At 66.1% G+C, this 21,005-nt stretch carries 21 protein-coding genes; 20 read left to right on the top strand and 1 reads right to left on the bottom strand.

Going from position 1 to position 21,005, the window contains the following annotated elements; all coding sequences use genetic code 11:
- Positions 1–161 precede the first annotated feature (161 nt).
- The 13 genes from ACFFJ6_RS07600 (at position 162) to ACFFJ6_RS07540 (ending at position 11,461) form a co-directional block, all read left to right on the top strand.
- Entirely contained in the window at positions 162–656 is a 495-nt protein-coding gene (locus ACFFJ6_RS07600) for a universal stress protein (RefSeq protein WP_378386099.1), read from the top strand.
- Between the two features lie 199 nt (positions 657–855).
- Entirely contained in the window at positions 856–1,422 is a 567-nt protein-coding gene (locus tag ACFFJ6_RS07595) for a NifU family protein (protein ID WP_378386097.1), read from the top strand.
- A 148-nt stretch (positions 1,423–1,570) separates the two neighbouring features.
- A complete protein-coding gene (gene tsaB / locus ACFFJ6_RS07590; RefSeq protein WP_378386095.1) occupies positions 1,571–2,266 on the top strand; it encodes a tRNA (adenosine(37)-N6)-threonylcarbamoyltransferase complex dimerization subunit type 1 TsaB in 696 nt (231 codons plus the stop codon).
- A 39-nt stretch (positions 2,267–2,305) separates the two neighbouring features.
- Positions 2,306–2,791 carry a ribosomal protein S18-alanine N-acetyltransferase gene (gene rimI, locus ACFFJ6_RS07585; protein ID WP_378386093.1) on the top strand — a complete coding sequence of 162 codons (486 nt, stop codon included), beginning with the start codon at positions 2,306–2,308 and terminating at the stop codon, positions 2,789–2,791.
- A gap of 59 nt (positions 2,792–2,850) precedes the next feature.
- On the top strand, positions 2,851–3,282 hold the full coding sequence (locus ACFFJ6_RS07580) for a Fur family transcriptional regulator (RefSeq protein ID WP_054163928.1): 432 nt from the start codon (positions 2,851–2,853) through the stop codon (positions 3,280–3,282).
- Between the two features lie 118 nt (positions 3,283–3,400).
- The gene (locus ACFFJ6_RS07575; protein ID WP_378386090.1) at positions 3,401–4,051 is read left to right on the top strand and encodes an HAD family hydrolase; all 651 of its coding nucleotides are present in this window, start codon (positions 3,401–3,403) and stop codon (positions 4,049–4,051) included.
- A gap of 99 nt (positions 4,052–4,150) precedes the next feature.
- A complete protein-coding gene (gene miaB, locus ACFFJ6_RS07570; protein WP_378386088.1) occupies positions 4,151–5,557 on the top strand; it encodes a tRNA (N6-isopentenyl adenosine(37)-C2)-methylthiotransferase MiaB in 1,407 nt (468 codons plus the stop codon).
- A 5-nt stretch (positions 5,558–5,562) separates the two neighbouring features.
- On the top strand, positions 5,563–6,618 hold the full coding sequence (locus ACFFJ6_RS07565; protein ID WP_378386086.1) for a PhoH family protein: 1,056 nt from the start codon (positions 5,563–5,565) through the stop codon (positions 6,616–6,618).
- Between the two features lie 68 nt (positions 6,619–6,686).
- Positions 6,687–7,193: an rRNA maturation RNase YbeY gene (ybeY, locus tag ACFFJ6_RS07560; protein ID WP_378386083.1), complete on the top strand. Its 507-nt coding sequence runs from the start codon at positions 6,687–6,689 to the stop codon at positions 7,191–7,193.
- Position 7,194: 1 nt separating this feature from the next.
- A complete protein-coding gene (locus tag ACFFJ6_RS07555; RefSeq protein WP_378386081.1) occupies positions 7,195–8,325 on the top strand; it encodes a hemolysin family protein in 1,131 nt (376 codons plus the stop codon).
- A 16-nt stretch (positions 8,326–8,341) separates the two neighbouring features.
- Positions 8,342–9,946 (top strand): apolipoprotein N-acyltransferase, encoded by a 1,605-nt coding sequence (lnt, locus tag ACFFJ6_RS07550; protein WP_378386079.1) that lies wholly within the window; start codon positions 8,342–8,344, stop codon positions 9,944–9,946.
- Between the two features lie 189 nt (positions 9,947–10,135).
- Entirely contained in the window at positions 10,136–10,555 is a 420-nt protein-coding gene (locus tag ACFFJ6_RS07545; RefSeq protein WP_054163935.1) for a helix-turn-helix domain-containing protein, read from the top strand.
- Between the two features lie 207 nt (positions 10,556–10,762).
- A complete protein-coding gene (locus tag ACFFJ6_RS07540; protein ID WP_378386076.1) occupies positions 10,763–11,461 on the top strand; it encodes a tRNA (guanine(46)-N(7))-methyltransferase TrmB in 699 nt (232 codons plus the stop codon).
- 65 nt (positions 11,462–11,526) lie between these two features.
- Here the strand turns inward: ACFFJ6_RS07540 and ACFFJ6_RS07535 are convergent, their stop codons facing one another.
- Positions 11,527–12,630: a DUF2336 domain-containing protein gene (locus ACFFJ6_RS07535; protein WP_378386074.1), complete on the bottom strand. Its 1,104-nt coding sequence runs from the start codon at positions 12,628–12,630 to the stop codon at positions 11,527–11,529.
- Between the two features lie 397 nt (positions 12,631–13,027).
- Here ACFFJ6_RS07535 and rimP point away from each other — a divergent pair, with 397 nt between their 5' ends.
- The 7 genes from rimP to rpsO all read left to right on the top strand — a co-directional run bounded on the left by rimP (position 13,028) and on the right by rpsO (position 20,930).
- A complete protein-coding gene (gene rimP / locus ACFFJ6_RS07530) occupies positions 13,028–13,804 on the top strand; it encodes a ribosome maturation factor RimP (protein ID WP_378386072.1) in 777 nt (258 codons plus the stop codon).
- 3 nt (positions 13,805–13,807) lie between these two features.
- Positions 13,808–15,424, top strand: a complete 1,617-nt coding sequence (gene nusA / locus ACFFJ6_RS07525; RefSeq protein WP_378386070.1) for a transcription termination factor NusA — start codon at positions 13,808–13,810, stop codon at positions 15,422–15,424.
- Positions 15,425–15,486: 62 nt separating this feature from the next.
- Positions 15,487–16,290, top strand: a complete 804-nt coding sequence (locus ACFFJ6_RS07520) for an RNA-binding protein (protein WP_378386068.1) — start codon at positions 15,487–15,489, stop codon at positions 16,288–16,290.
- On the top strand, positions 16,283–18,937 hold the full coding sequence (gene infB / locus ACFFJ6_RS07515) for a translation initiation factor IF-2 (RefSeq protein WP_378386066.1): 2,655 nt from the start codon (positions 16,283–16,285) through the stop codon (positions 18,935–18,937). Before ACFFJ6_RS07520 ends, infB begins: the two co-directional genes overlap by 8 nt.
- A 201-nt stretch (positions 18,938–19,138) precedes the next feature.
- Complete coding sequence (gene rbfA, locus ACFFJ6_RS07510) at positions 19,139–19,552, top strand: 30S ribosome-binding factor RbfA (RefSeq protein WP_378386064.1); 414 nt, start codon at positions 19,139–19,141, stop codon at positions 19,550–19,552.
- Positions 19,552–20,658 carry a tRNA pseudouridine(55) synthase TruB gene (truB, locus tag ACFFJ6_RS07505; protein WP_378386062.1) on the top strand — a complete coding sequence of 369 codons (1,107 nt, stop codon included), beginning with the start codon at positions 19,552–19,554 and terminating at the stop codon, positions 20,656–20,658. The genes rbfA and truB overlap by 1 nt, the downstream gene beginning before the upstream one ends.
- Before the next feature lie 2 nt (positions 20,659–20,660).
- Entirely contained in the window at positions 20,661–20,930 is a 270-nt protein-coding gene (gene rpsO / locus ACFFJ6_RS07500; protein ID WP_110787143.1) for a 30S ribosomal protein S15, read from the top strand.
- The last annotated feature ends 75 nt before the right edge of the window (positions 20,931–21,005 follow it).

Below are 21,005 nucleotides of genomic sequence, written 5' to 3'. Positions count from 1 at the left end.
TAGCCGGGCGTCTCGAAGGACGAGCCTGTCTCGTCATGGTTCGAGACGCGCAGCTTCGCTGCGCTCCTCACCATGAGGGCCGTGCCCTTGTCCTTTCTTACATGGCCATGGCAGCATCGCGTGGTTGCGCGGGCTCGCGCTTGGGAACTCCGGGGACGATCATGAGCAGCCAGCGACGCAGCTACGAATCCGGCCACAAGCCGAAATGTCTCGTCATCGTCGACGACACCGCCGAATGGGATCGCGCGGTGTATTACGCCAGCCGCTGGGCGGTGCGGGTCGGCGGCGCGGTGGTGATGCTGCGGGTGATCGAGATCCTCGACCAGAACCAGCAATGGCTCGGCGTCGCCGACGTGATGCGCGCCGAGGCGATCGAGACCGCCGAGCAGGCGCTCGACCGCGCCTCCGGCCGCGCCAATGGCGTCTCCGGCATCACCCCGGAGCGGGTGATCCGCGAGGGCGACACCATCGCCCAGGTGCGCGCGGTGATCGAGGACGATTCCGACATCGTCATGCTGATCCTGGCCGCGAGCGACGGGCCGGAAGGCCCGGGCCCGATCGTCACCGCGATGGTTCGTCATCTAGGCAGCTTTCCGGTTCCCGTGGTGATGGTCGCCTCCAGCCTGACCGACGACGACATCGACGCGCTGGCCTGAGGCTGCGCCTGAAAAGCGCAATTCTTTCAGGCGCTCGTTCATCCTCCGGAACAGCCCGCGGGTTGAACCGTGCGTTCGCGGTGGTTATCTGCTAGGAATTCGACCGTGTCCGAGCGAGGCCGTCACCGCCCCGCTGACGCGACGCCTGACACAGCCCTTCCCACGTGCCGGCCTTGAACCGGCGACGACGGAGACCTCCATGTTCATCCAGACCGAACCGACGCCCAACCCCGCGACCCTGAAGTTCATTCCCGGCCGCGTCGTGCTCGACAGCGGCACAATGGAATTCACCGATCGCAGCCAGGCGGCGCGCTCGCCGCTGGCCGAGCGGCTGTTCGGCGTCGAAGGCGTCAGCGGCGTGTTTTACGGCTCGGATTTCGTCACCGTCACCAAGGACGGCGGCGACTGGCAGCATCTCAAGCCCGCGATCCTCGGCGCCATCATGGAGCACTACATGTCGGGCGCCCCGATCCTGGCCGATGGCCAGTCGGATGGCGACGAGAGCGATGACGATGAGTTCTATGCCGAGGGCGATGCCGAGACGGTCGAGATCATCAAGGATCTGATCGAGACGCGCGTGCGTCCGGCAGTCGCCAATGACGGCGGCGACATCACTTTCCGCGGCTTCAAGGACGGCATCGTCTATCTGGCCATGAAGGGCGCCTGCTCGGGCTGCCCGTCCTCGACCGCGACGCTGCAGCACGGCATCCAGAACCTGCTCAAGCACTTCGTGCCCGAGGTGACCGAGGTCCGCCCCGTCACCTGAGGCGGAGCCTTTCGTAACCCGTCCACCGCCGAGCCTCTGCATGGTGCGTCGCGCCATGCAGAGGCTCGCGTTCGGCTGTCAGCGATTCTTGTCGATCGTGTCCGGCAGGCACATGACGTGCGTGCGTCATTGCTGATATGCTGGGCGAATGTTGATCCTTGCTATCGATACGGCGCTTGAAGCCTGCTCGGCCGCGGTTTTGGATACCGACGCCAACCGGCTGCTCGCTTCCGAGTCCGAGCCGATGCAGCGCGGCCATGCCGAGGCGCTGGTGCCGATGCTGGCGCGCGTGATGCAGGCCTCCGGCATCAGCTTCGCCGATCTCGACCGCGTGGCCGTCACCACCGGGCCTGGTAGTTTCACGGGGCTACGCGTCGGACTGTCCGCCGCGCGCGGCATCGGGCTTGCGGCCGACAAGCCGGTGGTCGGACTCACCACGCTATCGGCCTTTGCGGCGCCGCTGGTGAGCGAGCGCGACGACACGCCGATCCTGTCGGCGATCGATGCCCGGCACGATCACGTCTACTACCAACTCGTCAGCGGCAACGGCACGCGCCTGCTGCGGCCGCGTGTCGGCCCGATCGCCGAGGCGCTGGAAGCCGCGCGGCAGGGCGCGCCGCGGCTGGTCGGCAATGCGGCGGGGTTGCTGGCCGCGCGCTGGCCGGCGCTGACGCCGCCGGCGCCGCTGATCGATCAGCAGCCTGCGCCCGATATCTTCTGGGTCGCGTGGCTCGGTGCGGCAGCGAACCCGGAGGCCGCTCCGGCGCGGCCGTTCTATCTGCGGGCGCCCGACGCCAAGCCTCAGACCGACGCGCTGGCCCGCGCCGCGCAGCCCGCCGCCTGACGCGGCGTCGATGTTTATTCCGGTAATGATGACTTGCTGATGATGACCTGGCTCGCCGAATTCTGGGGCTACGCCGACGCGGTGGTCGAGCCTGCGACGTTGCGCGACGCCGGCAAGCTGGCGCAGCTCCACGGCGCGTCGTTTCACAGCGGCTGGAGCGAAGAGGAATTCGCCGACCTTTTGAGCCAGCGCAATACCTTGATCCACCGCTTGCGTATGGGTCGGAAGATCGTTGGTTTCATCGCCTCACGATTCGGGGCGGATGAAGCCGAGATCCTGTCGGTCGCGGTGGCTTCCGGCTACCGCGGACGAGGGCTGTCGCGAGAGTTGTTACTGACGCATCTCGGCCATCTCGCCGGCCGTGGTGTTGCCAAAGTCTTTCTGGAAGTCGAGGAGAACAATCAGCCGGCGCGCCGTCTGTATCAGCGTGCTGGTTTCGCCATCGTCGGTCGCCGCGAGCGTTACTATCGGCAGCCGGATGGGGAACAATTGAACGCATTGATAATGCGTCGCGACTTGTCCTAATTTCCGCGCGGTGGCACAAACCCCATCGCTGAGCCCATTCAAACAATGCGTTGACGCCGATGTCTGATGTGAAGGCCACTGAAATCGAAGCCCGCTGCGCTGCCACCGGTATGCGCATGACGGAACAGCGTCGCGTGATTGCGCGGGTTCTCGCCGAGTCGGTCGATCATCCCGACGTCGAAGAGCTCTACACCCGTTGCGTCGCGGTCGACGACAAGATCTCGATCTCCACCGTGTACCGCACGGTGAAGCTGTTCGAGGATGCGGGGATCATCGAGCGGCACGACTTCCGTGAAGGCCGTGCCCGCTACGAGCAGATGCGCGACAGCCATCATGATCACCTGATCAATCTGCGCGACGGCAAGGTGATCGAGTTCACCAACGAAGAGATCGAGAAGCTGCAGGCCGAGATCGCCCGCAAGCTCGGCTACAAGCTGGTCGATCATCGCCTCGAACTGTATTGCGTCCCGCTCGACGACGATAAAGCCTGAGCTGGTGCGGGACTGCCGTCGAGCATTGTCAGCCGCGCCTGAAGTCGACTAGGCTGCTCATCAATTCGGTCATGGCCGGGACCAGCCCGGCATGACGCGTGGTGATGAAAGTGCCTGATTGACTTGCGATCTCCTGATCTTCGACTGCGACGGCGTGCTGGTCGACAGCGAAGTAATTTCCTGCCGTGTTCATGCCGAGACGCTGACGCGGCACGGCTATCCGATCACCACCGAGCAGGTCGCCGAGCGCTTCCTCGGTCGCTCCGGCCGTGAGGCACGGCGCGAGATCGAGGCCGAACTCGGCCGCGCATTCGATGATGCGCTGGAGGAGCAGCTCGTCGCCGACGTGCTGCGTAGCTTCGCCGAAGAGCTCGAGCCCATTCCCCACATCGCCGAGGCGCTCGACGCGCTCGCGCAGCCGGTCTGCGTCGCCTCCAGCGGCACGCTGAAGCGCATTACCTTTTCGCTCACCCGCACCGGGCTGTACGCGCGCTTTGCGCCGCATCTGTTCTCGGCCGAGCAGGTCGCGAACGGCAAGCCGGCGCCGGATCTGTTCCTCTACGCGGCGGAACAGATGGGCGTGGCGCCGGAGCGCTGCGTGGTGGTCGAGGACAGCGTGCCGGGGATCACCGGCGCGCGGGCGGCCGGGATGCGGGTGCTGGGTTTCGTCGGCGGTAGCCATTGCCTGCCCGGCATGGCCGGGCGGCTGCGCGCTGCCGGCGCCGCGGTAACCTTCGCGGATATGCGGCAACTTCCTGATCTGATTTGAAAAATAGGTCGTTCGGGAGCCGGCCGGCCGGCCGCCGGCTGGATTTTGCCCGGTTTCGCCTGTAAGGCAGGGCAACTTCCCTCTCACACGACGAACGTCATGGCCCCGCCGCGTAAGCTGCACATCAAGTCATATGGCTGTCAGATGAATGTCTACGATGCGCAGCGCATGGTGGACGTGCTGACGCCGGAGGGCTTTGTCGAGACAGCGAGCGTGGACGACGCCGATCTGGTGATCCTCAACACCTGCCACATCCGCGAGAAGGCGTCCGAGAAGGTTTATTCCGAACTCGGCCGGCTGCGGCAGGCGCGCGACGAGGCGGCGCAGAACGGCCGCAAGATGCAGATCGCGGTGGCGGGCTGCGTGGCGCAGGCCGAGGGCGAGGAGATCGTCCGCCGCGCGCCGGTGGTCGATGTCGTGGTCGGGCCGCAGAGCTATCATCATCTGCCACAACTGCTGGCCCGCGCCGACGCGCAGGGCCGCGCGCTGGAAACCGAGTTTCCGGTCGAGGACAAGTTCGGCTTCCTGCCGCAGCCGGCGCCGGCGACCATCCGGGCCCGCGGCATCTCGGCTTTCGTCACTGTGCAGGAAGGCTGCGACAAGTTCTGCACCTTCTGCGTGGTGCCCTATACGCGCGGCGCCGAGGTGTCGCGGCCGGTCGGGGCGATCATCGCCGACGTCGAACGGCTTGCCGACAATGGCGTTCGCGAGATCACGCTGATCGGCCAGAACGTCAACGCCTATCACGGCGACGGCCCGGACGGCCACGCCTGGACGCTGGGCCGGCTGCTGCAGCGGCTCGCTGCCGTCCCCGGCATCGTCCGGCTACGCTACTCCACCAGCCATCCCAACGACGTCGACGACGATCTGATCGCCGCGCACCGCGACCTCGCCGCGTTGATGCCGTTCGTGCATCTGCCGGTGCAGTCCGGGTCCGACCGGATCCTGGCGGCGATGAACCGCAAGCACAGCGCGGCCGATTATCGCCGCGTGATCGACCGGTTTCGGGCCGTGCAGCCGCAGATCGCCTTTTCGTCGGATTTTATCGTGGGGTTCCCCGGCGAGACCGAGGTGGATTTCGCCGCGACTCTCGCACTGGTCACACAAATCGGTTACGCTGGCGCCTATTCGTTCAAGTATTCGCCGCGGCCCGGCACGCCCGCGGCGGACATGCAGGACATGGTGCCCGCAGCGGTGATGGACGAGCGTTTGGAGCGGCTCCAGCAATTGATCGATCGTCAGCAATCGGCCTTCAACAAGGCGGCGATCGGCCAGACCGTGGATGTGCTGTTCGAACGTGCCGGCCGCAAGCCCGGCCAGATCGTCGGCCGCACCGCTTATCTGCAGCCGGCTCATGTATTTCCCGGCCCCGGCATGGCGCCCGACGCACTCGTCGGGCAGGTCCTGCCGGTCCGGATCGACAGTCTCGAGCGCTACAGCCTGCTCGGCGAACTGGCGGCCACGCCGCCGCAGCATGCTCGTCCTCTGGCCGCCACTGGAGCCTGAGCCCCTTGGCAAAAAGCGTATCGGATTCGTCCTCGCTGATTTCCCGCCGCAAGCTCGATCGCGAACCTTTGTCCCCACCCGAGACCCAAGTCGTCGTCGCCTTCGACGACAATCGCGCCGCCTCCGCGCTGGTCGGCCCGTACGGGCAGAACCTCGCCCGGATCGAGCGCAGGCTCGCCGTCGAGGTGGATTCGCGGGGCAACCACATCACCATCTCGGGCTCGCGCGAGGGCTGCGACTCCGCCCGCCGCGTGCTCGAGGCGCTGTACGCGCAGGCGATGTCGGGCAGCGACCTGTCACAGGGCGACGTCGACGGCGCGATCCGCGCGGTGATCGCGCAGGGCTCGCTGTTCGAATTCGACAGCAAGCCGGCGGCGGGCGCGTTCGAGGCCGTCAATCTGCGCAAGCGCCTGGTGCGGGCGCGCACCGCCGCGCAGGACTCCTACATCCGCGCGCTGAAGCGCCACGAGCTGGTGTTCGGCATCGGCCCGGCCGGTACCGGCAAGACCTGGCTGGCGGTGGCGCATGCGGCGCAACTGTTCGAGCGCAAGGAGGTCGACAAGATCATCCTGACGCGCCCGGCCGTCGAAGCCGGCGAGCGGCTCGGCTTCCTGCCGGGCGATCTGCGCGAAAAGGTCGATCCCTATCTGCGGCCGATCTACGACGCGCTGTACGACCTGATGGATGCGCGCATCGTCGAGCGGGCGATGCAGTCGGGCGAGATCGAGATCGCGCCGCTCGCCTTCATGCGCGGCCGCACGCTGACCAATGCGGCAATCATTCTCGACGAGGCGCAGAACACGACCTCGATGCAAATGAAAATGTTTCTCACCCGTCTCGGCGAGAACTCGCGGATGATCGTCACCGGGGACCCGAGCCAGGTCGATCTGCCGAACGGGGCGACCTCCGGCCTGTCGGAGGCGGTGCGGCTGCTGTCCGGCGTCGAAGGCATTGCCCAGGTGAATTTCACCGCCGAAGACGTCATTCGTCACGAATTGGTGGCGCGGATCGTCGCCGCCTATGAGGGAGCCCCGCCGAAGCCGGCGCGCGGCGAAAACTGATGTCACAATTCGAGACCGGGAGCCGTGCCGATTGCGTCGGGACGGCCCCAAGCGATATTTTGAGCCCGATGAGTAGTTCCGCCATTCCAGCCACCGAAGTCGTGATCGCCGCCGAGTGCTGGCAATCCGAAGCCGCCGCCGAGTCCGTGGTGCTGCGCGCGATCGAAGCCGCCGCGCAGGACCTTGGCGAAGACACCGGCGGCGCCGAGCTCGCCGTGATGCTGACCGACGACGAGGGCATCCGGGCGCTGAACGCCTCCTATCGGGGCTTCGACAAGCCCACCAACGTGCTGTCATTTCCGGCGCCCGAGGCGGACTATCAGGACGAGGACGGCGCGCCGCGGCTGCTCGGTGATATCGCGATCGCGTACCAGACCGTGCGCCGCGAGGCCGACGACGAAGGCAAGCCGTTCGACCATCATCTCAGCCATCTGGCGATTCACGGCTTCCTGCATCTGGTCGGCTACGACCACGAGACGGATGCCGAGGCCGAGACGATGGAAAGCGCCGAGCGCCGCATCCTGGCGGGTCTTGGCATTCCGGATCCCTACGCCGATCAGGATCGGGTGAGCTGACATGCCGGACGGCGACAGTACGCGGAGCAACGCGCAGTCATCGGAGCAGGATTTAGGACGCGGGCAGCAATTGCCCGCGGTGGTGCATCAGGGCGAAGTGTTGCGGCCGGTCGGCGCCGCCTGGCTGATCCGGGCGATCCGTTCGCTGTTCGGATGGAAGCCCGGCTCGGTCCGCGACGATCTGCAGGTAGTGCTCGACACCAGCCCGCCGGACGACACCGGCTTCTCGACGCTCGAGCGCACCATGCTGCGCAACATCCTCGGGCTGCACGAGCGCCGCATCGCCGACGTCATGGTGCATCGCGCCGACATCGTCGCGATCAAGCAGGACATCGCGCTCGGCGAGCTGATGAGCCTGTTCCAGGGCGCGGCGCATTCGCGTCTCGTCGTTTACAACGAGACGCTCGACGACCCGGTCGGCCTCGTTCACATTCGCGACCTCGTCGCCTTCATGACCGCGAAGGCCAAGGTCAAGCCGGAGGTCGTCGCCAAGCGCAAGAAGGCGTTGCCGGCGGGGCTCGACCTGAAGGCGATCGATCTGAAGATGCCGCTGACCGAAACCGGCATCATCCGCAAGCTGCTCTACGTGCCGCCGTCGATGCGGGCGATCGATCTGCTGGCGCAGATGCAGGCGGCGCGCACGCACCTCGCGCTGGTGGTCGACGAATATGGCGGCACCGACGGTCTGGTTTCGATCGAGGACATCGTCGAACTGATCGTCGGCGAGATCGATGACGAGCACGACAGCGCGGTGCCGCCGTCGATCGTCAAGCAGGCCGACGGCTCGTTCATCGCCGACGCCCGCACCAGCCTGGAAGACGCCAGCGCCATGATCGGCGACGGCTTCGTCACCGGCGAGGCCGGCGAGGATGTCGAGACGCTCGGCGGCTATCTGGTCAATCACGTCGGCCGGCTGCCGGTGCGCGGCGAAGTGATCTCCGGCCCCGGCAATTACGAGATCGAAGTGCTCGACGCCGACCCGCGCCGCGTCAAGCGGCTGCGCATCGGCATCCGCAAGGAGCGCCCGGCGCCGCGGCCGCGCGAGACGCGGCGACGAGAGCCGGCGTCCGACGCGGCGGCCGCGCCATCCTCCGACACGACCAATCCGAAAGCTTCGCCGTCCGGCGAATAAGCGAGCACATCGTGACATGCCAAAGCTGCTGAGCCGGGCCGCCTCCAGCGTCATCCTCGCATGGGGGTGGAAGCGCGCAGCGATCGCCCTTGTGGCCGGCGCCCTGTCGTCGCTGGCGATGGCTCCGTTCAACGCCTGGCCGATCCTGTTCATCACCTTCCCGGTGGCGGTGTGGCTGATCGACGGTGCGGGGGCTGGCAAGCGCGGCGGCGTGCCGGCGGCCGCGATAGCCGGCTGGTGGTTCGGCTTCGGTTATTTCGTGCCGGGCCTGTACTGGATCGGCAACGCATTCCTGGTCGACGCCGACACCTTCGCGTGGCTGCTGCCGGCGGCGATCTGCGGACTGCCCGCCTACTTGGCGCTCTTCACGGCGCTCGGCTTCGGGCTGGCGCGGCTGTTGTGGGATCGTGGGGCGCTGCGGATTCTGGCGCTCGCGGTGGCGCTCACCATCGCGGAGTGGCTGCGCGGACACATTCTCACCGGCTTCCCCTGGAATGCGTTCGGCTACGCGCTGACCGAGCCGCTCGCATTGGCACAGAGCTTCTCGCTCATCGGCATCTGGGGAATGACGTTTATCGCGATCGCGGTGTTCGCCAGCCCAGCCGTGCTGTTCGACGACGTCGCCGACACGCGGCGGCGCTGGCTGGCGCCGGGCGCCGCGCTGGGCGTGCTGATCGTCATGGCGGTGTTCGGCGGCATTAGGCTGCAGCTCACCCCGACGCGGCTGGTCGACAATGTGCGGCTGCGGATCATGCAGCCCAACCTGCAACAGGATCAGCGCTTCAACTACGCCGCCAAAGCCGAGGTGATGCAGAAATACCTCACCTTGTCGGACCGCTCGACCGGCCCGAACGCCACCGGGGTGCGTGATGTCTCGCTGCTGATCTGGCCGGAGTCGGCGTTTCCGTTCTTCCTTGCGCGCGAGCCGGATGCGCTGGCGCAGATTGCCGGCCTGTTGCCCAAAGGCACCATCCTGCTGACCGGTGCGGTCCGGCCCCCGGAGATGCCGGCAGGCCGCCGGATCACGCGTGCGTACAATTCGATCTATTCTATCGACCATGACGGCACGTTGCTGTCGGTCTACGATAAGTTGCATCTGGTACCATTCGGAGAATTTCTGCCGTACCAGGACCTGATGGAGAAGCTCGGCTTCGTGCAGCTCACCAAGGTGCAGGGCGGCTTTCTCACCGGCACGGCGCGTCACAATATGGAGCTGCCGAACGCGCCGCCGCTGCTGCCGCTGATTTGTTACGAGGCGATCTTTCCTGACGAGATCAACATTCGCGGACAGCGTCCGGGCTGGATGCTCAATCTCACCAATGACGGCTGGTTCGGAAACTCCACCGGTCCCTATCAGCATCTGCAGCAGGCACGTATGCGCGCGGTGGAGCAGGGACTACCGCTGGTCCGCGCCGCAAATACGGGCGTTTCTGCGGTGATCGATCCGGTCGGCCGGATCGTGGCGCGGCTCGGACTCGGTGTTGAAGGTGTGCTCGACGCGACACTTCCGGCAAAGATTCCGCCGACGGTCTATGCGCGCGTCGGCGAGCTTCCGGCGGCTGTTCTGGTTGCAGTTTCGATCGTGCTTGTACTATTACGAAGACGAACACCAACCAGGTGATAGTACGCAACGCGACGGCGCAACCAGAGATTAAGTTAGAGAAAATCCGCACGTCCATTATTGCATTTCTCTATCGGTGTATATTAACGCCGGCGCCTCAAGACATTTGACGTCTCCAATACTTCAGGCGTATTCCAATCCGCATTCGCCTTCCATTTGCGTATGCACATGCCTTGAGGAGTAACTGAGATGTCGACCAAAGCGCCCAATCCTGTTGACAAGTATGTCGGCAGCCGTGTGCGCATGCGGCGCATCATGCTCGGAATGAGCCAAGAAAAGCTTGGCGAAGCATTGGGACTGACCTTCCAGCAAGTTCAGAAATACGAGAAGGGCACCAACCGCGTTGGTGCTAGCCGCATTCAGCAGATCTCCGAAGTTTTGCAGGTGCCGGTGTCGTTTCTGTTCGAAGGCGGCCCGAGCGGTGGTCTTGCCAATGGCAATGGCTTCAGCGAAGCGCCGTCACCGTCTTATGTGTCGGACTTTCTTGCAACATCCGAGGGTCTGGCGCTGACTCGTGCGTTCACCAAGATCACCGATGCCAAGCTTCGGCGCAGCATCGTCGATCTCGTCGAACAGATCGCTGCCCGCGAACCGAACGAAACTCGCTGAGTTCGTCGATTCGCCCACGCCGCGGCCCGCGCCCTGAGTACTCAGAGCGCGGGCCGCGGCGTTTTTATGTTCAACTTGAACTAATTCCGCGACGGCGCGTGGGCCGAGCTGTTATATGATCAGTATTGATCAGCTCGTTCAGAAATATGCGCGTCTGTGAAGCTGATCGCGCAGGTATCAAGCTAGTATAAACAAGTGTTCATCAACATGAATGAAGTCGTTCATCGTCAGGGCTCGTTCTTCGGGCGTCGCAAGGGGCACAAGCTACGAGCCCATCAGGCTGACCTGGTCGACAACCTGCTGCCGCATCTGTCGCTTGCGATCGACAGTGCGCCGCCGGCCTCGCTGGCGGAACTGTTCGAGCCGCCGGTGGATGCAGTGCGGCTCGAGATCGGTTTCGGCGGCGGTGAGCATCTGCTCGCCGAGGCGATGGCTCATCCCGGCACCGGGTTCATCGGCGCCGAGCCCTATGTGAACGGCATGGCCAAGATTCTGGCCCGGATCGAAGATCAGAATATTCGAAATATCAGATTGTTCGCCGGAGACGCCGCGGAGCTGATGGCATGGGTGCCGGCCGGTTCGCTGGCGCGGATCGATCTGATCCATCCCGATCCGTGGCCGAAGCGGCGGCATTGGAAACGGCGCTTCGTGCAGGACGCGATGGTCGAGGCCATGGCGCGGGCGCTGCAGCCGGACGGGGAATTCCGCTTCGTCAGCGACATCGACAGTTACAATGCGTGGACGCTGGCGCATCTGCTGCGCGCGCCGTCGTTCGACTGGACCGCCGAGCGCGCCGATGACTGGCGTCTGCCCTGGCCGAACTACACGATGACCCGCTATGGGCGCAAAGCCGAGCGCGAGGGACGCCGCGCGGCGTATCTGCGCTTCCGTCGGCTCGCGGCGTGACGATCAAGCTGGGCGCTGATCGCGGGCGCAAAGAGAAATAAATTCTCGGATCGGCCGTATCGATCTCAATCCGGGGTGCCGAACGTCTGCGGCATGGTCTGCCGCAGACGCCAGAAGCCGACCATGCGCTGCGCGGTCGAGGCCGCGAGCTGCTCGAAATTATGCCGGGCCTCTTCGACGTCCGGCGAGGCCGGCATCCGGTCCGGTCCAAGCCGCAGACCGATGAGCGCGCGGACCGTGGTCCAGCCGAAGCCGAGCGCCTTGCCGAGCATCAGCAGCGGGTCGTGCCGCTCGCCGGCGATCAGCGGATCGAGCGTCGCGATCCGCACGCCCGACATCGCCGACAGCGCCGCGACTGTCTCTTCGTATTGAAAGGCCCTGGCAAAAGCGAACACCATGTCTTCGCTCAGGCCGGCGCTGTGATGCAGCGCCACGATCGTGCGCTGCGCCGGGGTGAAGTCGCGGGTGGCGCCGCTCCGCTGCGGCGCGCCGGCCAGTTCGCGCAGCGCGCGGTTGATGGCGATCCGAGCGGCCGGCTGCGCGGTCTCGACCAGTCGCCGGCGCACCAGGTCGCTGGCGGACGCCAGTAATTCCTTCAGCCGCGGCGGAGACAGGTCGTCGCGCCCGCTCACCGCGGTGGCGAGCAGCACGTCTTCGGCCGCCCGTCGCACCAGTCCGCTGAAGCCGGCCGGCGAGAACTGCGCGCCCGCGTTCACCGCGATCGTCCGCAGCACGTCGTGATCGCCGCGGCGAACGATGACGTCGCTGATCGGCGGCGTCACCTGCGGCCGCTCCGAGATCGCGATCAGATGAGTCTGGCCGCGGGTGCCCGCGAGGTCGACCAGCGTGCTCTCGCCGATCTGGATCGAGCGCCGCAGCAGCGGCCCGGCGATCCCGATGTCCTCGTCGCGGGCGAGCTGCGCGATCAGCCGCGGCGGCGCATTGCCAAGCGAGCAGAACCGCCGCGCCAGCTCGCTGCGCATCTCCACGTCGATTTCCGGCACCAGCCGCAGCAGCACGCCGTCGAACACCGCGACGTGCTCGTCGCTGAACCCCGCTGCCCCCTGCACGAACAGGTCCGCGATCCGTCGCACCGCGTCGGCGCGCCGCTCCGGATGAACATTGCTGATGGCGTCGTCCAGTTCGGGTCTCAGCAGAGCCGGGGACATCCTGTTTCTCGGCGGGCCGCGGCGTCGGGCGGCGGGGGAGCCGGGAACCTAGGGCTCGCACATGAACGAAGCGTTGAGGGATCCTCCGCCGGCTCATTTGCGAGCCGTTCGCACCAAATTTGCGGTCAAATTCGCGAGATTCCGGGCTCCCGATCGGCCTCCGGGACGTCGCCGCCGTCGCCTGCCGCCCGCGGCCCTTGCCGCTTGGTCGAAAAACCGCTATATCCGGGTCACTCAGAAATTCTCATACGAGCGCGTATCGAGAGTGGGCCCCCCGGGACCCGCTCTTTTTTGTTACCCGATGCATGACCCCGGACTGCTCAGTAGTGCTGGCGTCCGCTGCCGATAACCGGCCATCGCCGCCACCGACCAGATCCGCCAAAGCCACCATCTGCCTATGACCGACCCGATCGCACAAACCGCCGCACCTGATCTGCTGGACGAGCCCCGTCTGGTGGTGGAGCCGGGCGTTGCTGCGCGGTTCACCGCGGTGGCGGAGCCGGTGCTGCAGGCGATGGGCTATCGGCTGGTCCGCATCAAGGTGTCGGGCGAATCCGGCTGCACCGTACAGATCATGGCCGAGCGGCCGGACGGCACGATGCTGATCGACGATTGCGAGGCGGTCTCCAAAGCGCTGTCGCCCGTGCTCGACGTCGCCGACCCGATCGACCGCGCCTATCGGCTCGAGATTTCGTCGCCGGGCATCGATCGTCCGCTGGTGCGGCGCTCGGATTTCGCCCGCTACAGCGGCCATCTGGTGAAGATCGAGATGGCGGTCGCGCATCAGAACCGCAAACGTTTCCGTGGCCTGCTCGACGGCGTCGAAGGCGACGCGGTGCGGGTGCTGCGCGAGGGCGTCAAGGACGAAGACCCGCTGGTGCTGCTGCCGATGCACGACATCAGCGACGCGCGGCTGGTGCTGACCGACGAGCTGGTTGCGGAGTCGATGCGCCGCGGCAAGCAGGCCGAGCGCGATCTGAAGCAGAGCCTCGGGCTCGCGCCGCCGCCGCCGCCGCACGCCAAGCGCAGCGACCCCAAGAAATCCAACGCACCGAAGCCGAAGCTCAACCCGGCAAAGCCGGTCGCCAAGCCGAAGCCGACCAACACCAAGGCTCACCGTCTCGCCGCCGACAGGTTGCGGCGTGGCGACACCGACCTGTCCGAGGGAGATTGATCCATGGCCGTCAGCGCCAACAAGCTGGAACTGCTGCAGATCGCCGACGCCGTGGCGCGTGAGAAATCGATCGATCGCGGCATCGTCATCGCCGCGATGGAAGACGCGATCGCCAAGGCGGCGCGCGCCCGCTACGGCTCGGAAACCGACGTCCACGCCGAGATCGACGCCAAGAAGGGCGAGCTGCGGCTGTCGCGCCACATGCTGGTGGTCGAGAACGTCGAAAACCCCGCCAACCAGATCTCGCTGAAGGCCGCGCAGCGCGCCAATCCGGGCGCGCAGATCGGCGACACCATCGCCGACACGCTGCCGCCGCTGGAATACGGCCGCATCGCCGCGCAGTCGGCCAAGCAGGTGATCGTGCAGAAGGTCCGCGAGGCCGAGCGCGACCGCCAATACACCGAGTTCAAGGACCGCATCGGCGAGATCGTCAACGGCGTCGTCAAGCGTGTCGAATACGGCAGCGTGATCGTCGATCTCGGCCGCGGCGAAGCGATCGTGCGGCGTGACGAGATGCTGCCGCGCGAATCCTTCCGCAACGGCGACCGCGTCCGCGCCTATATTTTCGACGTCCGCCGCGAGACCCGCGGCCCGCAGATCTTCCTGTCGCGCACCCATCCGCAGTTCATGGCGAAGCTGTTCGCCCAGGAAGTGCCGGAAATCTACGACGGCATCGTCGAGATCAAGGCGGTGGCCCGCGATCCGGGCTCGCGCGCCAAGATCGGCGTGGTGTCGCGTGATTCTTCGGTCGATCCGGTCGGCGCCTGCGTCGGTATGCGTGGTTCGCGCGTGCAGGCGGTGGTGAACGAGCTGCAGGGCGAGAAGATCGACATCATTCCGTGGTCGCCGGACATCGCCACCTTCGTGGTCAATGCGCTGGCGCCCGCCGAAGTCTCGAAGGTCGTGATCGATGAAGATCGCGAGCGCATCGAGGTTGTGGTTCCGGACACCAATAACCAACTATCCCTCGCGATCGGACGCCGCGGCCAGAACGTGCGTCTGGCCTCGCAGCTCACCGGCTGGGACATCGACATTCTCACCGAGGCCGAGGAATCCGAACGCCGCCAGGCCGATTTCGAGAATTCGACCCGCGTCTTCATGGAAGCGCTGAACGTCGACGAAGTGGTCGGCCAGCTGCTTGCCTCCGAAGGCTTCACCTCGGTCGAGGAACTGGCGATGGTCGACAGCCGCGAACTGGCGTCGATCGAAGGCTTCGACGAGGAAACCGCCGAGGAACTGCAGACCCGCGCGCGCGAATATCTCGATCGCGTCGAGTCCGAGATGGAAGCGCGGCGGCTGGAGCTCGGCGTGGAGGACGCCCTCAAGGACGTGCCGGGCGTCACCTCGAAGATCCTGGTCAAGCTCGGCGAAGGCGACGTCAAGACGGTCGAGGATCTCGCCGGCTGCGCCACCGACGACCTGGTCGGCTGGACCGAACGCAAGGAAGGCGCCGAGCCCGTGAAGTATGCGGGCATTCTCGACGGCGTCGAGATCTCGCGTGAGGACGCCGAGCATCTGATCATGCAGGCCCGCGTCAAGGCCGGCTGGATCACCGAAGAGGAACTCGCCCAGACCACCGGGCAGGGCGCCGACGAGGAAACCGAGGCAGAGGCGGAGTGATCCGCCTGATGCCAACCGATCCGAACCGATGCGTCTAGAGACATGAAGGGCTTGCCGACCGAATGCTTGCTGCTGCCGATGCTGCAGATCTCGACACGGGACCGCGGACTGGAAAGTCCGCGACCGAGCGGATGTGCGCGGTCACGCGGCAGGTTCGGCCGACCGCTGAGCTGATCCGCTTCGTGGTCGCCCCCACCGGCGAGGTGGTGGCTGACCTGAAGCGGAAATTACCCGGCCGTGGCCTCTGGGTCACGGCGTCGCGGGCGATGGTCGAGCAGGCGGTGCGCCGCCGGGTGTTCGCCAGGGGATTCAAGCGCGACGTCAAGGTTTCGCCGACGCTGGCGCAGGATATCGAACATCTGCTGGTGCAGTCGGTCTGCGACGCACTGGCGATCGCCGCCAAGGCCCGCCAGGTGGTGTCGGGGTTCGGCAAGGTCGACTCCGCGCTGAAGAGCCGCGAAGCGGTCGCGATGCTGCATGCCGCCGACGGCGCGGCCGATGGAATTCGCAAGCTCGACGCGGTTTCTCGTCAATTCGACGAGGGGACGCCGAGCTCGCGCAAATTTCCCGTCCTCAACGTGCTCACGTCCGAACAATTGGATTTGGCATTGGGGCGGTCAAATGTGATACATGCTGCCCTGCTTGCAGGCCCGGCCGGACAAACATTCCTGTCGCGCTGCCAGATTCTGGTCCGATACCGGCTGGCGGATGACGGCAATGCCAATGCGGCTATTGCGGGTGCGGCTCTGGCGGGAACGACGATCAACACGCCGAAAGACGCTGCTGACGCCGCTGACGGAAAAGCTGCTGACGAAGTTCGTGCGAATGCGCACGACGTTGAAGGATTGGGACGACTGAATGGTTGATACGAAAACTCCTGGCGACAAGACTCTGACGATGCCGACCAAGACCTTGACGCTGAAGCCGCGCGTCGAGCAGGGGGTCGTGCGCCAGAGCTTCAGCCACGGCCGTAGCAAGCAGGTGGTGGTCGAAAAGCGAGGCAAGCGACGCATCGGCGACGGCGCGCCCGAGCCGGCAGCGCCCGAAGTCGCCAAGAAGCCCGCGCCGGCGGCGCCTCCGCCGCCGCCCGCCCGTCAGCAGCCGCGTCCGTCGCCGCAGCAGCAGGCGCGCAGCGGCATGGTGCTCCGTACCCTGACCGAGGACGAGCGCAGCGCCCGCGCCACCGCGCTGGCCGACGCGCGCGTGCGCGAGATCGAGGAGCGCAAGCAGGCCGAGATCGAGGCCGTGCGCCGCGCCGAGCAGGAAAAGATCGAAAAGGCCGAGCGCGAAGCCGCCGAAGCCCGCCGCAAGGCCGAGGAAGAGCGTCACCGCCAGGAAGAAGAAACCAAGCGCAAGGCCGAGACCGAGGCCAAGAAGCGCTTCGGCGAGAGCGAGCCCGCCAAAAAGCCGGCCGACGCCCGTCCTGCGGCCACCACGACCAACGCCACCGCGCGCCCCGGCACCACCACCGCGCGGACGCCGGCCGCTCCGGGCCGTCCACCCGCCGTCGCCGCCGAAGCCGGTGACGACGACGAAGCGCCGCGCATGATCCGCCGTCCGGGCGGTCCCGCGCGTCCGGCTCCGCCGCCGAAGCAGCCCGCCGCCAAGCCCGGCGCGTCGAAGCAGCGCGGCCGTCTCACCGTGGTCACCGCGCTCAACGCCGACGACGTCCGCGAGCGCTCGATCGCTTCGTTCCGCCGCCGCACCCAGCGCCTGAAGGGCCACGCCTCGAACGAGCCGAAAGAAAAGCTGGTGCGCGAAGTCGTCGTTCCCGAAGCCATCTCCATCCAGGAGCTCGCCAACCGCATGTCGGAGCGAGCCGTGGACGTCATCCGCATGCTGATGAAGCAGGGCGCGATGCACAAGATCAACGACGTGATCGATGCCGACACCGCGCAGCTGATCGCCGAAGAACTCGGCCACACCGTCAAGCGCGTCGCCGCGTCCGACGTGGAAGAGGGTCTGTTCGACGTCGTCGACGATTCGACCGATACCGAGCCGCGTTCGCCGGTCGTGACCGTGATGGGCCACGTCGACCACGGCAAGACCTCGCTGCTCGACGCGCTGCGCCACGCCAACGTGGTGTCGGGCGAAGCCGGCGGCATCACCCAGCACATCGGTGCGTATCAGGTGACCTCGCCGGAGACCGGCACCAAGATCACCTTCATCGACACCCCCGGCCACGCCGCGTTCACCGCGATGCGCGCCCGCGGCGCCAAGGTCACCGACATCGTCATCCTGGTGGTGGCGGCCGACGACGGCGTGATGCCGCAGACCATCGAGGCGATCAATCACGCCAAGGCGGCCGGCGTTCCGATCATCGTGGCGATCAACAAGATCGACAAGCCGGACGCGCGTCCCGAGCGGGTTCGCACCGAGCTGCTGCAGCACAACGTCCAGGTCGAATCGCTCGGCGGCGACGTCGTCGACGTCGAGGTCTCGGCCAAAAACAAGACCAATCTCGACAAGCTGCTCGAGATGATCGCGCTGCAGGCCGAACTGCTCGACCTCAAGACCAACACCACGCGCCCGGCCGAGGGCACCGTGATCGAAGCCAAGCTCGATCGCGGCCGCGGTCCGGTCGCCACCGTGCTGGTCCAGCGCGGCACCCTCAAGGTCGGCGACATCATCGTCGCCGGCGCCGAGATGGGCCGCGTCCGCGCGCTGATCTCGGATCAGGGCGACACCGTGCAGGAAGCCGGCCCGTCGGTGCCGGTCGAGGTGCTCGGCTTCAACGGTCCGCCGGAAGCCGGCGATCGTCTCGCCGTGGTCGAGAGCGAAGCCCGCGCCCGTGAGGTCACGTCGTATCGTGCCCATCAGAAGCGCGAGAAGGCGGCGTCCGCCGTCGGCATGCGCGGCTCGCTCGAGCAGATGATGAGCCAGCTCAAGACCTCGGGCCGCAAGGACTTCCCGCTGATCGTCAAGGCGGACGTGCAGGGCTCGCTGGAAGCGATCCTCGGCTCGCTGGAGAAGCTCGGCACCGACGAAGTCGCCGCGCGTATCCTGCACGCCGGCGTCGGCGGCATCTCGGAGAGCGACGTCACGCTCGCCGAGGGCTTCAACGCCGTGATCCTCGGCTTCTCGGTCCGTGCCAACAAGGAGGCCGCTGCGGCCGCCAAGCGCAACGGCATCGAGATCCGCTACTACAACATCATCTACGATCTCGTGGATGACATTAAGAAGGCGATGAGCGGCCTGCTCGCGCCGACCCTGCGCGAAACCATGCTGGGCAACGCCCAGATCCTGGAGATCTTCAACATCTCCAAGGTCGGCAAGGTCGCCGGCTGCCGCGTCACCGACGGCACCGTCGAGCGCGGCGCCAATGTCCGCCTGATCCGCGACAACGTCGTGGTTCACGAGGGCAAGCTCTCGACCCTGAAGCGGTTCAAGGACGAAGTGAAGGAAGTCCAGGCCGGCCAGGAATGCGGCATGGCGTTCGAGAACTACACCGACATGCGTGCCGGTGACGTGATCGAGTGCTACCGCATCGAAACCATCCAGCGCTCGCTGTAAGTCCGATTCTTACAGTCGAGCTCTGACAGCTCATCCTTCGAGACGCCCGCCGCCGCTCCGCGAGCAGCGGCGGGCTCCTCAGGATGAGGATCAAGATCTGATCCCAGGTGATCAGAATCGAGCCAACCGCAGCCCTCATGGTGAGGAGCGCAGTCGATTCGACTGCGCGTCTCGAACCATGAGATTATTGGACGCCGAACAATGCCTCGCCATCACCAGAAGAGTTCCCCGTCCGGCGGGTCGACGCGGTCGTTGCGCGTCGGCGAACTGGTGCGCCACGCCGCGGCCGAGATTTTCAGCCAGGGTGGCGTGCACGATCCGGTGCTGGAAACGCACCTGATCACGGTGCCGGAAGTCCGGATGTCGCCGGATCTGAAGCTCGCGACGATCTACGTGATGCCGCTCGGCGGCCGCGACGAGAAGCTGGTGCTCGATGCGCTCGAGCACCACAAGAAGTTTCTGCGCGGCGAGATCGCCCGGCGCGTGAACCTCAAATACGCCCCCGATATCCGCTTCCGCATCGACGAACGTTTCGCCGAGGCCGAGCGGATCGACAAACTTCTGCGCACGCCCGCGGTGCAGAAAGACCTCGAACCCGATCCGGACCAGGACTGATGACCGTGACCACCTCCGCCGCGCCGCTCGCTCCGCACGACCTGCAGCACGCCGGCTCCGATAATGCGCCGAGTGCCGCCGAGGCCCGCAAGCCGCGCGACAACAACGATCCGCGCAACAACGCCCGCGGCAAGGACGGCAACAAGCAGCCGCGCCGTGACAAGCGCGACGTCCACGGCTGGGTGGTGCTGGACAAGCCAGTCGGCATGACGTCGACCCATGCGGTCGCGGTGGTGAAGCGGCTGTTCTCGGCCAAGCGCGCCGGCCATGCCGGTACGCTCGATCCGCTGGCCTCCGGGGGCCTGCCGATCGCGATGGGCGAGGCCACCAAGACGGTGCCGTTCGTGATGGACGGCCGCAAGCGCTACCGATTCACCGTCGCGTGGGGCGAGGAACGGGATACCGACGATACCGAAGGCCGGGCGGTGGCGACCAGCGCCGAGCGGCCGACCGCGCAGGCCATCATGGCGCTGCTGCCGCGCTTCACCGGCGTGATCGAGCAGATTCCGCCGCAATATTCGGCCGTGAAGATCCAAGGCGAGCGCGCCTACGATCTGGCGCGCGACGGCGAGGTCGTCGAACTGGCCCCGCGGCCCGTCGAGATTCATGAATTAACCCTGGTGGATCATCAGGATAGCGGCCATTCGGTGTTCGAGGCCGAGTGCGGCAAGGGAACCTATGTGCGGGCGCTGGCGCGCGACATGGGCCGGTTGCTCGGCTGCTACGGCCATATCTGCGCGCTACGCCGGACGCTGTGCGGCCCGTTCGACGAGGCCGACATGATTCCGCTGGAACAGTTGCAGGCTTTATGCGATAGAGCGGCGTCCGGCGAGGGTAGCCTCGCCGACGCGCTTTTGCCCGTTGAGACCGCGCTGGACGACATCCCGGCACTGGCCGTCACACGGGCTGATGCGGCAAGGCTCCATCGGGGTCAGGCCGTTTTGTTGCGCGGACGGGATGCGCCCAATTGCAGCGGCACAGTCTATGTCACGGTGGCAGGCCGGCTTTTGGCCCTCGCCGAGCTCGGCAACGGCGAACTCATCCCCAAGCGTGTGTTCAACCTCTCCGGACTGACTGCCAGTCCGATGCCCAAGGAAAGTAACTGACGATGTCGATTGCCGCAGAACGCAAAGCGGAAGTCATCAAGACCAATGCCGTCAAGGCCGGTGATACCGGTTCGCCCGAGGTCCAGATCGCGATCCTGTCGGAACGCATCGCCAACCTCACCGCGCACTTCAAGACGCACACCAAGGACAATCACTCGCGCCGCGGGCTGTTGAAGCTGGTGTCGACGCGCCGTTCGCTTCTCGACTACGTCAAGAAGAAGGACGAGGCGCGTTACAAGGCGCTGCTCGAGAAGCACGGCATCCGTCGCTGATCGATCGCGTCCGTCGGCCGCGGCCTGGAAGCGGTGCGCCGCTTCCATTCTGCCGCGCCGGCCGAGCTACCACAC

This window comes from Rhodopseudomonas telluris (genome assembly GCF_042432815.1).
Classification (GTDB): Bacteria; Pseudomonadota; Alphaproteobacteria; order Rhizobiales; family Xanthobacteraceae; genus Rhodopseudomonas; species Rhodopseudomonas telluris.
The sequence above is the reverse complement of the archived record's forward strand: the minus strand, read 5'-3'. Positions and strand labels throughout refer to the sequence as shown.